Here is a 12,685-nt window from a genome sequence, read left to right as displayed (position 1 = left end):
TTATCATTTTACCTTGACTTTTTTAACGAAATTCGACTTTTTCATGAAAACTACTTTTAATTTTCAGTTTTTTTGCCTATAATTTATCAGTATTGAAAGGGGATTACTATGAAAAAGAAACAACTAGCAAAATTAAAACAACAATTCCGTCCATCCTTTGATCAAGCTCGTCATCAATTATTTAGAGAAATGGAAAAACAAGCACTAGCATTGTATGACTTACCGGTCAAAGTCGGTATTAAATTGGACAATAAATCAGAAATGGCCATTGAATTTTTAGGAGAAACAACTCGTGACCAAATTATTTCTGTACCTTTAGATGAGAACTTCAATGTTGTGGTTAAACGTATCCAACATTCTGAAAATGGTTTGTTAGAACGTTTCAGTCAAAAACTAGTTGAAGAGTTCGCAAACTATTGGAACGCTACTCTTCGTTCAGATATTACTAAAAAAGAAGAAGGCGCTGGAGTCATTGTTGAAGAAACGAAAGAAGTGACAGAAGAAGCAACAGCACCTATCGTTGAAGAAACAGCTGTTGTTGAAGAGCCCGCTGTAGAAGAACCAGTCGTTGAAACAGCGCCTGTCGAAACTGCTGAAGGATCATTGCTTGATGCATTTAAAGAAGCCATCTCGAACTTCCCTAAATTTGCGGTTGTTCAAGGCGAAGATGCTGTAACGGTTATTGAAAAAACAGCTAAAGAAGATCGTTTATTAGCGACGATTTCAACTGTTGAAGCGAATCAAGTAACAATTGAACCTGCTCTTGAGCGTAAATATAAGTTAAAATTAGAAGTCATTCCAGTTATTGAAGACTTCGCTAGCAAAATGCCTTTAGCATAAGCAAATAATTAAAAACCGAAGACAAACGTGGTCAGCTATAATATAGCGACACTTTTGTTTTCGGTTTTTCTTTTTCTTATCGTAATTCTTCTAAAATTTGTCGTGCATTGGCTTCATTCATCAACCCTAGTTTCAAACAATCGGCTACTTTTTGAACTTCATCTCCAGTCGCTCCCACACTAATGGCTAACGATCTTGCTTGTAGAGACATATGTCCTTTTTGAATCCCTTCTGAAACAAGCGCTCTTAGCGCCGCTAGATTTTGTGCTAAGCCGACTGCTCCAGCAACTTCGGCCAGTTCTTTAGCCGAAGAAACCGCCAGCATTTGCAAAGCAACTTGCGCCTTTGGTAAAACTTTTGTGGCACCACCCACTATTCCTAAAGCTAACGGTAACGCTAATTCTCCCTCTAGCCCTTCTTCACTCATCGTCCAACGACTCAATCCTTTATAGCGACCTGATTTTGCCGCATAAGCATGTGCCGCCGCTGAAAAAGCCCGCGTATCGTTACCTGTTGCTAATACAAGTGCCTCCATTCCGTTCATTATGCCTTTATTATGCGTCGCTGCACGATATGGATCCAGTTGAGCATAAGTCGAAGCTGCTGCAATTTTCTCAGCTACCTCTCGACCGTTCTCACATCCCAATTGTTCAAACGGAACAAGACAACGAGTTGTTAGAATAGCTTCTGTAGCGTAATTACTTAAAATACTAAACAATATTTCTTCATCGAACCACGAACGAAATAAGTTTGCGACCCCTTCTAACACCGTATTCATCATATTCGCACCCATTGCGTCTTTCGTATCCATAACAAAATCAACTGAAACAAAGGATGGATCTTCAGTAAAAGTCCGCACAGAGACATTTTTTAGACCACCCCCACGGGACACGATGGACGGATAACTCTTTTCGGCTTGCTCAAAAATCGCTTCTTGCCGCGATTGGATTGTTGTTTTGATCACCGTTGCATCGCGAACATTCATAAAAACAATTTGCCCCCGTAAGTCTTTCGTCAGCATCTCACTCGTAAAACCACCTGCAGCCGCAACCATTTTACTGCCATTACTACAAGCCGCAATCACAGATGGTTCTTCAGTTGCTAAGGGCACGAGGTATTCCTTTTGATTAACAATCACATTCAAAGCCACACCTAAAGGAATTGGAAACTCACTAATTTGATTTTCAATTAAATGATTAGCGACTTGAGAATCAAGTACGACTTTCTCCAATTCTTGTTTCATTTCTACTGTTATTTTCCCTTGTTCTTCTAGCTGCGTTAAACGTTCCTTAGGTAACAGTTGATAAAATTTTTTCCCCATTTGACTCATCTACTCCTTATTCGTTGATTTTCTCTCGTTAACTATATTTTAACGAAAAAAAACGTCACAATCGTTATTTCTAACGTTGCCTATGCTTTTTTGTATCCTTATTGAAGCTTATCAACTAATCTTTCAGACACAAACACTCAATTGAACTATAGCATGTGCAGTAAAAAAAACAAATAATCTTTTAAATTTCTTTCTCTGCGTTCCGATTTTTTAATAAACTTTAAAATCTTATCATTTTTTTCGATTAAAGTAATTTTTTGTGGTAAATTAATAAGGATAGAATTTCAAAGGAGAATGTCAATGAACGTTGGGATTGATAAAATTAATTTTTTTGTTCCACCTTATTATGTCGATATGACCGATTTAGCAATCGCGCGCGATGTCGATCCTAATAAATTTTTAATCGGGATTGGTCAGGAACAGATGGCCGTATGTCCTAAATCACAAGATATTGTCACTTTTGCAGCCAATGCCGCAAAACAAATACTCACACCAGAAGACTTAGCAGCCATTGAAATGGTGATTGTTGGTACAGAAACAAGTATTGATGAATCAAAAGCCTCTGCTGTTGTCTTACACCGCTTATTAGGGGTACAACCTTTTGCACGTTCTTTTGAAATCAAAGAAGCTTGTTACGGTGCAACGGCTGGACTTCAACTGGCCAAAAGCCATGTATTAACGCATCCAAATAGTAAAGTTTTAGTCATCGCTTCTGATATTGCAAAATATGGTTTACACTCTGGCGGTGAACCGACGCAAGGAGCCGGTGCCGTGGCAATGCTTATTAGCCGTGATCCTCGTATTTTAGTTTTAGAAGATCAAAATGCGATGCTCACTCAAGATATTTATGATTTTTGGCGCCCCATTGGTCACCCACATCCAACAGTCAATGGCCCACTTTCAAATGCTACCTATATTGAATCTTTCCAAAAAGTCTGGCATTATTACCAAGAAAAATACCAACGCTCTTTAGCCGATTTCGATGCATTAGCCTTCCATATTCCTTACACTAAAATGGGCAAAAAAGCCTTACTTTCCATTTTAGAAAGTGAAACTGAAAGTGAACAGGAAAAAATATTAAAGGCCTATGAAGAAAGCATTATTTATAGTCGAAAAGTTGGAAATCTCTATACAGGCTCTTTGTATCTCGGACTTATTTCGCTACTAGAAAATGCAACTAGTTTAGCGGCAGGTAACCGAATTGGTTTATTTAGCTACGGTTCTGGTGCGGTTTCTGAATTTTTTAGTGGCATACTTGTAGAAGGTTATGACGCTTTCTTACAAAAAGAAGCCCATCAACAATTATTAGCCAATCGCCAAAAATTAAGCATCGCTGAATATGAAGCCATGTTTGAAGATCAACTGGATATCAACCAATCGAATACTTTTGAAGATGACTTACCGTTCAGTCTTGTTTCCGTTGAGGAGACGATTCGTACGTATAAACAATAAAAAATCATTTCTTTTTGCACTTTGACCTTGTTCTAGGATGAACTTTCGAACAAGGTCGTGCATTGAGAAATGATTTTTCTTTATATTTTTTCTGTTTTCGTTAAATGGGTTTTTCGTACTTTACCAATCACTAGTGGGACAAGCTCACGTTTAATTTCGCTATATTCTAATCCAAACCAGTTTTCAGGCGTCGTTGCGTAACGTTTAATAAACAATTTTGCTTGCATAACTTGTCGTTCCCAACGACTTAATTCCGTATTATTCGATAATGATTCTTGAATTAAAACAAATTGGAAATCACCGACTTTGCGACCAGGCATAATCGAATACCTTTGAGGTTGTTCAGGCAATCGCCCTTCCTTCATTAAATCAATAATGATTTGTCGAATGTAAACATTGACCTCTTGGTTGACACGAAAACCGAGGTATAATTTTACCTTAACGATAAAATCTGTGCCGAGTGTATCAACCGCATAAGATTGAGTGTAAGGTTCATCAGTCACCACCACATTTACGAACCAATAAACTTTTGCTCGTTTTGGCTGCTTATCAAGAATGGAATATAAAAATTGTTTCCCTATCAAATCGCCTTCCATTCGCGGCACAAGGAATACCGCATTCGTTTGAAACATTGGCACGCTTTGATCTTGTCGAAGCGCCTCTAACTGAGGAATAAACGTCTTTAAATCGACTTCTTCTGCTTCTCGTTCCTCGATGCTATTTCCCCATTGCCAGATGGTCATTACAATAATAATCATGATAGCCATTAAAATTGCGACATAACCTCCGTGGAAGAATTTCGAAGCACTTGAAAGAAAGAAAATACTTTCAATAATGGCAAAGAAAGTCGTAATTAATAAGGACCAAATTTTCGAATGTTTTTCTTTAATTAAATAAAAATACAGTAAAATCGTCGTCATTAACATCGTAATCGTAATTGATAGTCCATAGGCTGCTTCCATATGAGTCGACGTCTGAAAGGTCAATACGATTGTCGAACAAGCAAGCCATAGCAAGAAATTAATTGATGGAATATATACTTGCCCAATCGTTGTTCCTGGATAAAGCAATTTTAAACGCGGCCATAAGCGTAATTTAATTGCTTCAGAAACGAGTGTAAACGAACCTGATAATAATGCTTGTGAAGCAATAACAGCCGCTACCGTCGCAAATAACACACCGAATACAAGCCAACCTTCCGGTAAAATCATAAAGAACGGATTGAGATTCTCAACTTCTAAATACAGACCCTCTTCAACAGCGTTATTTAACCAAGCTCCCTGCCCTAAATAATTCAAAATAAGACAAACTTTAATGTAGGGCCAACTAAAATAAATATTACGTTTGCCAACATGTCCCATATCTGAATACAGTGCTTCTGCACCTGTTGTCGCTAAGAAAATATTCCCTAAGATTAAAATCCCTAAATGGTTATCTGGATTTAAGATTAATTGAATGGCATACATTGGATTTAAGGCACGAATCATCGATAAATCTTGGCTGAAGTTCATTAAACCTACACTACCTAAAAACGTAAACCATAAAAACATTACCGGTCCAAAAGCTTTTCCGACGACATCGGTCCCAAAACGTTGGAGCCCAAATAACACAAGTAAAATCACTAATGTAATAATAATAATGACATTTTGATTATTCCCAAACGTTTCATAAAATAAGGGGACACCACGCAACCCTTCGATTGCTGTTGTCACGGTGACAGCTGGTGTCAACACGCCATCAGCCATCAAGGCAGCGCCACCGATCATTGCTGGAATAATCAAATATTTCCCTTGTTTTCTTACAAGTGTATAGAGTGAAAAGATACCACCTTCCCCATGGTTATCAGCATTTAAAGCAATTAATACATATTTTATTGTCGTTAATAAAGTTAATGTCCAAAAGATTAACGAAATCGTTCCTAAGATAAAGTCTTGATTGATTGTTTGAAGACCGCCATTTCCTTCAACAATTGCCTTCATTACATATAAAGGACTTGTTCCGATGTCGCCATATACGACACCCATTGCAACAAGTAAACCTGCTGCTGGTAATTTCCCTTTTTTACTCATTTTTCTCCCTAACTCCCTTAATTTTTCATCGATTCAATGTAAATAAACTCAAAATGAAACACTTCAAGAGATATCATCTTATCAAAAAATAATATCTTTAAAATGTTTTGATGGTCCATATTTCAAAGAGTTCAACTTTAGATGAATGCCTGTATTATCTATTTTTTTAAGGTCAGGGTCAACCCAAAAAAGTTAATTATAACTATGGTTTCCATTCACTTTTTTTATGATAAAAAAAGATGACAGCCGATTAGACTATCACCTTACTCTTGCTTCATTATTTATTTTTTTATCGTCAACGTCATTGCATTTAAAGCAACAATAACTGTACTTAATGACATTAAAATTGCACCGACCGCTGGACTTAGTACAATCCCAACTGGTGCTAAAATTCCGGCTGCTAAGGGGATCGCAATCAGATTGTAACCTGCCCCCCACCACAAGTTTTGGACCATTTTACGACGAGTCTGCTTTGCTAAATCAAGGAAACGTAGAATGTCCTCTGGATTACTATTCGTTAAAATAATATCTGCTGAGTCCAATGCAACGTCTGTTCCTGCACCAATCGCAATTCCGACAGTCGCGCGAGCTAAGCTTGGTGCGTCATTAATCCCATCACCAACCATCGCAATCCGCTGTTCTTCGCTCACAAGTTTTGTCACAATCGCTTCTTTATCTTCAGGCAAGAGTCCTCCTTGGAAATTCGTAATCCCTAAATAATTGGCAACATTTTTGGCAGCTTCTTCATTATCGCCTGTCAGCATAACAGGTTCAATTTTACGTTCAATTAGACTTGCAATAAACGCTTTAGCTTCTGGTTTAACTTTGTCACCTAAAGCAATCAAGCCAATTAACTGATCCTCAATCAATAAGTAACTAATCGTATTTCCTTGCTCTTGATATTTTCCAATAATCTTTTGATCAACGACTAAATCTAAACGTTCCAAAGCCTTACCATTCACAATTTTAACTTGTTTCCCTTCAACGATTCCTTGTAACCCAATCCCTGTTAAATTTTTTTCTTCGGTTGCTTGATAAAAACTAATTCCTTTTTCCTTGATATGGCTCATGATTCCTTTGGCAATTGGATGGTTCGCTGAAGCTTCCAATGCACCAATGTATTGAAACATTTCAGTGATTGTATATTGTTCATTCAATAGTTCTGCACCAGTAACAGCAAATGAACCTTCTGTTAAAGTACCTGTCTTATCTAAGAGTACTTTATCAATGTCATGGCCGTTTTCTAAAGCCATACGATTTTTTAACAATAAACCATTCTTAGCTGCAATCGATGTTGAACGAGCAACAACCAAAGGAATGGCTAAACCTAATGCATGCGGACAGGCAATGATAAAGACGGTTACCATTCGCTCTAACGCCAAGGGTAAATCACCTAAGATAAGCCAAACAGCAAAAGCGCTTAAACCGACAGTTAAAGCAATATAAAACAACCATTTTGCCACTTTATCTGACAAGGCTTCTAATTTGGATTTCTCTGACTGGGCCTTGCGCACCATTTCCATCACTTTCGCTAAATAACCGCTTTCGCCCGTTCCAGTTACGCGAATCTGTATAGTACCATCGCCATTGACCGAACCTCCGATAACTCGATCATTGACTTTTTTTACCACACCACGTGATTCGCCGGTAACAGCCGATTCATCCGCAATCGATGAACCCTTTTCGATAATACCATCGGTTGGCATTTTATCACCAGCTCTGACAACTAATGAATCACCTTCATGGACCATTTGTAGTGAAACAGTCTCTTGCTCCCCATTGTCCTTAATGCGAGTTACTTCATCCGGTAACAATTCAGCCAATTTTTTTAAGGCGTCTCCAGCATTAGCAACTCCATTCATTTCAATCCAATGGCCAAGTAACATAATTACGATTAAGGAAGCCAGTTCCCAAAAGAAATCCATTACATGATGATGGCTAAATTGATTAATAACAAAAGCGTACAGACTATAAATGTAAGCCACGGTAATCCCCATTGAAATCAACGTCATCATAGCGGGATTTTTTGCCTTTATTTCCATTTTAGCGCCACTTAAAAATGGTTGCCCTCCGTATAGAAATAAAATAGTTGCTAATATTAATACGAGCCATTCTGATCCAGGAAATTGAAATTGAAACGGTAAATCAACACCCATCATAGGGGAAATAAGTAAAATCGGGATTGCTATGATAAGTGACAACCAGAATTTTTGTTTGAAATTTCCATGATGCATGGAATGATCCATTCCCTCATGATCGTGACTATCCTGGTTATGATGATCGTTTCCCATCTGATGATCACTGTGCGAACTTTCCATCGTCATCGAATGATTATTATGATGATGTTGGTGATTAGAATGTGCTTGAGGTTGCTCCATATGATGCTGTTCGTGGTGATTATGTTCTTCTTTCATATTACTTTCCTCCTCTACTTCTAACGATTACATACGTAATCTACAAAACAACTATAATATTATCAGTCATTTATGTCAAATAATTCACTCGTTCAAACATAAAAAGAGATTGCACTAAGCTTACACTTAGTACAATCTCTTTTTATCTATTTAACTGGGGTAGCTGGATTCGAACCAACGCATGAGGGAGTCAAAGTCCCTTGCCTTACCGCTTGGCTATACCCCAATAAAAAAGGCGAACGAGGGGAATCGAACCCCCGAGTGTCGGAGCCACAATCCGATGCGTTAACCACTTCGCCACGATCGCCATGACTATTCTCTCGAAGCGATTAATCTCGCCTCAACAGTTTCTTATTATACACCAGTTAATTTAAATTACAACCTCTTTTTTGATTTTTTCTTTTTATTTTCATGTTATCTTACTTAAAATAATAAATCTTCCAAAACCTATTAAATAGTGGTTTTAGAAGACTCATCATTTTGTAATACACGTTATCTTTCAATCATCATTTTCTTTTATTCTTCTTTTTTCCAGAAATCTGTAATCGCGCCTTTAGATGAACTTGATACGATATGGGCATACTTTCCAAGTACGCCACGTGAATGTAATGGCGGAATTACGAGCGCAGATTGTCGTTTTATTAACTCCTCTTTCGTGACAGCCATCGTTAGCTCTTTGGTGTCTTGATCGATTGTTACCATATCACCTGTTTGAAGTAGCGCAATTGGTCCACCATCTTGCGCTTCAGGGGCAATATGTCCAACAACTAATCCATAAGTACCGCCTGAAAATCGTCCATCGGTTAAGAGAGCTACCGTCTCCCCTTGTCCTTTCCCTACAATCATACTTGAAAGTGAAAGCATTTCAGGCATACCTGGACCTCCTTTAGGTCCAACATAGCGGACAACAACTACATCGCCATCGATAATTTCATCTGATAAAACGGCTTGAATCGCTTCTTCTTCTGTGTTAAAGACTTTAGCAGGACCAACGTGACGACGAACTTTTACGCCTGAAACTTTAGCGACTGCTCCATCTGGTGCTAAATTCCCATGTAAAACAATTAGTGGACCATCTTCACGTTTAGGCCTTTCTAAAGGCATAATAACTTTTTGTCCTTCAGTTAGAGAAGGAACATCGGCTAAGTTTTCCGCAATCGTTTTTCCAGTAACCGTTAAGCAGTCGCCATGAATAAAACCTTTTTCAAGTAAGTATTTCATCACGGCTGAAACACCACCAACTTCATATAAATCTTGAAAAACGTATTGACCACTTGGTTTTAAATCTGCTAAATGAGGAACTTTTTCTTGAAAATCATTAAAATCATCTAACGTTAAATGAACATTAGCGGCATGCGCCATTGCCATTAAATGTAAAATCGCATTCGTCGAACCACCTAAAGCCATGACAACTGTAATCGCATTTTCAAACGCTTTACGTGTCATAATGTCTTTCGGGTAGATTCTTTTTTCTAATAACTTCAAGACTGCTTCACCTGCAGCTTCAACATCGCGTAACTTGGCTTCTGTTGTTGCTGGATTGGAAGATGAACCTGGTAAACTCATTCCCATTGCTTCAATTGCAGAGGCCATCGTATTTGCCGTATACATGCCCCCACAGCCCCCAGGTCCTGGACAAGCATTGCATTCAATCCGACGAACTTCTTCAGCTGTCATATCGTTATGATTCCATTTACCAATGGCTTCAAAAACGGACACAAGATCAATATCTTTTCCATCCAATTTACCAGGGGCAATGGTACCACCATAAACAAAAATTGCTGGAATTTCGGTATTCGCAATCGCAATCATACAGCCCGGCATGTTTTTATCACAGCCACCAATGGCTACAAACGCATCACAGTTATGACCGCCAACAGCCGCTTCCACAGAATCTGCGATAATATCCCGAGAGGGTAGTGAATAACGCATACCAGGCGTGCCCATCGCAATTCCGTCAGCTACCGTAATCGTACCAAATTGAACTGGCCAACCACCTGCTGTTTGAACTCCTTTTTTAGCTAACTTACCTAAATCATGTAAGTGAATGTTACAAGGCGTATTTTCAGCCCACGTGCTAATCACACCAATAATCGGTTTTTTAAATTCTTCATCTCCCATACCTGTAGCACGTAACATCGCTCGGTTTGGTGATTTAACCATACTGTCATATACATTACTTCGAATTCTAATATCTTTTTTATGATCTTTTGTCAATCGAAAAACGCTCCCCTCAAAAAAGCTTGATATAATTGTCAGTATTTTCATACTATTTGAATTACATTCTAACATAAAAATGAAAGGAATCTAGTAATAAAATGAAAAATAGATGAATATTCTATTGCAAAAATTTCGTTTTCATGAAAAAATGAGAAGCATATTGAAGTTTAAAGATGGAAGGATTTGATAAGTATGAGAGATGATATCAAAATTAATGAACGAGCAAAAGCGATTAGCAATCAATTAATCGAAAAACTAGAACAAATTTACGACCCAGAAATCGAAGTCGATATTTATAATTTAGGGTTTATCTATGAAATTCAACTTGACGAACAAAATCATTGTGATATTACCGTTACTTTTACAGGTATTGGTTGTGAATGTATCGAATCCGTTCCAATCGAAATCGAAGCTGCTCTTTTACAAATACCAGTAATTAAAAGTGTCGAGGTCCATATCGTCTGGTCCCCTGCATGGAAAATCACTCGTATTAGCCGCTTTGCACGAATTTCATTAGGAATCAATCCAGGTTAATCTAAATGCCTTTAATCGATAGTTATGTGTCGATTAAAGGCGTTTGGATTATATTCTCATGAAACGCTTTTTATAGTAGGTTTCAGTAAATGCCCAAAATATAAAATATTTAGAAACCTACTTTTATATTTTCAATCCAAACTAAATATTGTATGAGTACATTAGATAATTTTTTAGTTCCATCACTTCTCAAAAACTATATCAAATAAAACTTCACTTTCTTGATATAGCGGAGCTTCTCTTTTGCAATACAATGATAGGTATCAATTCTCTGATTATTAAGATGGTACTCATACAATTCTTCAATTTCAGCTACCATTTACATAGAAGCAACTGAGAGTCGTAATGAGAAAGTAATGGAAAAATTCATCAGCTTTATGTCGTCAAGTTGATGAATTCGTAGTTACTTCCGTAGTTAGTTTGATTTTCCTCTCTAAAAAAATAGCAAAAAAAAATACATCAAAGGTCTTATAAACCTTGATGCATCAGTAATACCGACGGCCGGGTTCGAACCGGCACGCCCTCGCGGGCATTGGATTTTGAGTCCAACGTGTCTGCCAGTTCCACCACGTCGGCGAATTAAATAAAGTAAAGGCGGTAACCGGATTTGAACCGGTGATGAAGGTTTTGCAGACCTCTGCCTTACCACTTGGCTATACCGCCATTATCTCTAAAAAAACTGGGGTAGCTGGATTCGAACCAACGCATGAGGGAGTCAAAGTCCCTTGCCTTACCGCTTGGCTATACCCCAATAAAAAAGGCGAACGAGGGGAATCGAACCCCCGAGTGTCGGAGCCACAATCCGATGCGTTAACCACTTCGCCACGATCGCCATGGCAGGGACAGTAGGAATCGAACCCACACTAACGGTTTTGGAGACCGTTGTTCTACCTTTAAACTATGTCCCTATTATAATAAAAAATGGAGGAGAGTGGATTCGAACCACTGAACCCGAAGGAACGGATTTACAGTCCGTCGCGTTTAGCCACTTCGCTACTCCTCCATAATGGCGCGAGACGGAATCGAACCGCCGACACATGGAGCTTCAATCCATTGCTCTACCAACTGAGCTACCGAGCCAATACTGAGTATCTTGTATTTATTAAATTTTAATAAAACGGTCTGGACGGGACTCGAACCCGCGACCTCCTGCGTGACAGGCAGGCATTCTAACCAGCTGAACTACCAAACCAATGGGGGTTAACGGGTTCGAACCGCTGACCCTCTGCTTGTAAGGCAGATGCTCTCCCAGCTGAGCTAAACCCCCATTTAAAATGATACAATGATCCGTACGGGATTCGAACCCGTGTTACCGCCGTGAAAGGGCGGTGTCTTAACCGCTTGACCAACGGACCATACTAATAAGATTACGGAGAGTAAGGGATTTGAACCCTTGAGACAGTGTTTACCATCTACATGATTTCCAATCATGCTCCTTCGGCCACTCGGACAACTCTCCAGGCTTAAAAAAGCAATTTACTCTTCTTTTTTCTCAATTGAGAACTCCGGCAGTAGGACTCGAACCTACGACATCATGATTAACAGTCATGCGCTACTACCAACTGAGCTATGCCGGAATATTTTTAAAACAGCGTGGCGACGTCCTGCTCTCACAAAGGGAAACCCTTCACTACAATCGGCGCTAAGAAGCTTAACTTCTGTGTTCGGCATGGGTACAGGTGTATCCTTCTCGCTATCGCCACCACACTATTTAATTCTTGAGTAAAATTTATTCACTCAAAACTGGAATTGAAGATGGAATTTCAAACAAATCGAAGATTTTTTTATTTTATTTGGTTAAGTCCTCGAACGATTAGTATCAGTCC

Annotated in this window: 6 protein-coding genes, 14 tRNA genes, 1 rRNA gene and 1 pseudogene; 3 read left to right on the top strand and 19 right to left on the bottom strand. The window is 38.6% G+C overall.

What is annotated here, in order from left to right:
• Window positions 1-108 precede the first annotated feature (108 nt).
• The gene (locus ACFO3L_RS01890; protein WP_379963264.1) at window positions 109-840 is read left to right on the top strand and encodes a hypothetical protein; all 732 of its coding nucleotides are present in this window, start codon (window positions 109-111) and stop codon (window positions 838-840) included.
• 76 nt (window positions 841-916) lie between these two features.
• Here the strand turns inward: ACFO3L_RS01890 and ACFO3L_RS01885 are convergent.
• Window positions 917-2,152, bottom strand: a pseudogene (locus ACFO3L_RS01885) (hydroxymethylglutaryl-CoA reductase, degradative); the annotation flags it as partial.
• Window positions 2,153-2,470: 318 nt separating this feature from the next.
• Here ACFO3L_RS01885 and ACFO3L_RS01880 point away from each other — a divergent pair.
• A complete protein-coding gene (locus tag ACFO3L_RS01880; RefSeq protein WP_379963262.1) occupies window positions 2,471-3,622 on the top strand; it encodes a hydroxymethylglutaryl-CoA synthase in 1,152 nt (383 codons plus the stop codon).
• An 80-nt stretch (window positions 3,623-3,702) separates the two neighbouring features.
• Here ACFO3L_RS01880 and ACFO3L_RS01875 read toward each other — a convergent pair whose 3' ends face one another.
• The 5 genes from ACFO3L_RS01875 to ilvD form a co-directional block, all read right to left on the bottom strand.
• Complete coding sequence (locus ACFO3L_RS01875) at window positions 3,703-5,691, bottom strand: KUP/HAK/KT family potassium transporter (RefSeq protein ID WP_379963260.1); 1,989 nt, start codon at window positions 5,689-5,691, stop codon at window positions 3,703-3,705.
• A 281-nt stretch (window positions 5,692-5,972) separates the two neighbouring features.
• The gene (locus tag ACFO3L_RS01870) at window positions 5,973-8,069 is read right to left on the bottom strand and encodes a heavy metal translocating P-type ATPase (protein WP_379963391.1); all 2,097 of its coding nucleotides are present in this window, start codon (window positions 8,067-8,069) and stop codon (window positions 5,973-5,975) included.
• A gap of 190 nt (window positions 8,070-8,259) precedes the next feature.
• A tRNA-Gln gene (locus tag ACFO3L_RS01865) sits at window positions 8,260-8,331 on the bottom strand.
• A gap of 8 nt (window positions 8,332-8,339) precedes the next feature.
• Window positions 8,340-8,412: transfer RNA gene (locus ACFO3L_RS01860), tRNA-His, on the bottom strand.
• A 209-nt stretch (window positions 8,413-8,621) separates the two neighbouring features.
• Entirely contained in the window at window positions 8,622-10,322 is a 1,701-nt protein-coding gene (gene ilvD / locus ACFO3L_RS01855) for a dihydroxy-acid dehydratase (protein ID WP_379963258.1), read from the bottom strand.
• Between the two features lie 195 nt (window positions 10,323-10,517).
• Here ilvD and ACFO3L_RS01850 point away from each other — a divergent pair, with 195 nt between their 5' ends.
• Window positions 10,518-10,859, top strand: coding sequence for a metal-sulfur cluster assembly factor (locus tag ACFO3L_RS01850; RefSeq protein ID WP_379963256.1), 342 nt, complete (start codon window positions 10,518-10,520; stop codon window positions 10,857-10,859).
• 492 nt (window positions 10,860-11,351) lie between these two features.
• On the opposite strand, the gene ACFO3L_RS01845 is transcribed toward ACFO3L_RS01850, so the two are convergent.
• The 13 genes from ACFO3L_RS01845 to rrf all read right to left on the bottom strand — a co-directional run bounded on the left by ACFO3L_RS01845 (window position 11,352) and on the right by rrf (window position 12,566).
• A tRNA-Leu gene (locus ACFO3L_RS01845) sits at window positions 11,352-11,435 on the bottom strand.
• Between the two features lie 16 nt (window positions 11,436-11,451).
• Window positions 11,452-11,522 (bottom strand) — tRNA-Cys (locus tag ACFO3L_RS01840).
• A 16-nt stretch (window positions 11,523-11,538) separates the two neighbouring features.
• Window positions 11,539-11,610: transfer RNA gene (locus ACFO3L_RS01835), tRNA-Gln, on the bottom strand.
• An 8-nt stretch (window positions 11,611-11,618) separates the two neighbouring features.
• A tRNA-His gene (locus ACFO3L_RS01830) sits at window positions 11,619-11,691 on the bottom strand.
• 2 nt (window positions 11,692-11,693) lie between these two features.
• Window positions 11,694-11,767: transfer RNA gene (locus tag ACFO3L_RS01825), tRNA-Trp, on the bottom strand.
• Window positions 11,768-11,781: 14 nt separating this feature from the next.
• Window positions 11,782-11,862, bottom strand: a tRNA-Tyr gene (locus ACFO3L_RS01820).
• 4 nt (window positions 11,863-11,866) lie between these two features.
• A tRNA-Phe gene (locus ACFO3L_RS01815) sits at window positions 11,867-11,939 on the bottom strand.
• Between the two features lie 38 nt (window positions 11,940-11,977).
• Window positions 11,978-12,051: transfer RNA gene (locus ACFO3L_RS01810), tRNA-Asp, on the bottom strand.
• A gap of 2 nt (window positions 12,052-12,053) precedes the next feature.
• A tRNA-Val gene (locus ACFO3L_RS01805) sits at window positions 12,054-12,126 on the bottom strand.
• A gap of 16 nt (window positions 12,127-12,142) precedes the next feature.
• Window positions 12,143-12,214 (bottom strand) — tRNA-Glu (locus ACFO3L_RS01800).
• 15 nt (window positions 12,215-12,229) lie between these two features.
• Window positions 12,230-12,318: transfer RNA gene (locus ACFO3L_RS01795), tRNA-Ser, on the bottom strand.
• Between the two features lie 44 nt (window positions 12,319-12,362).
• Window positions 12,363-12,436, bottom strand: a tRNA-Asn gene (locus ACFO3L_RS01790).
• A gap of 14 nt (window positions 12,437-12,450) precedes the next feature.
• Window positions 12,451-12,566 (bottom strand): 5S ribosomal RNA (gene rrf / locus ACFO3L_RS01785).
• Window positions 12,567-12,685 lie beyond the last annotated feature (119 nt).

This window comes from Enterococcus eurekensis (assembly GCF_042654605.1).
Taxonomy (GTDB): domain Bacteria; phylum Bacillota; class Bacilli; order Lactobacillales; family Enterococcaceae; genus Enterococcus_I; species Enterococcus_I eurekensis.
This window is presented reverse-complemented; position numbering and strand designations above follow the sequence as displayed.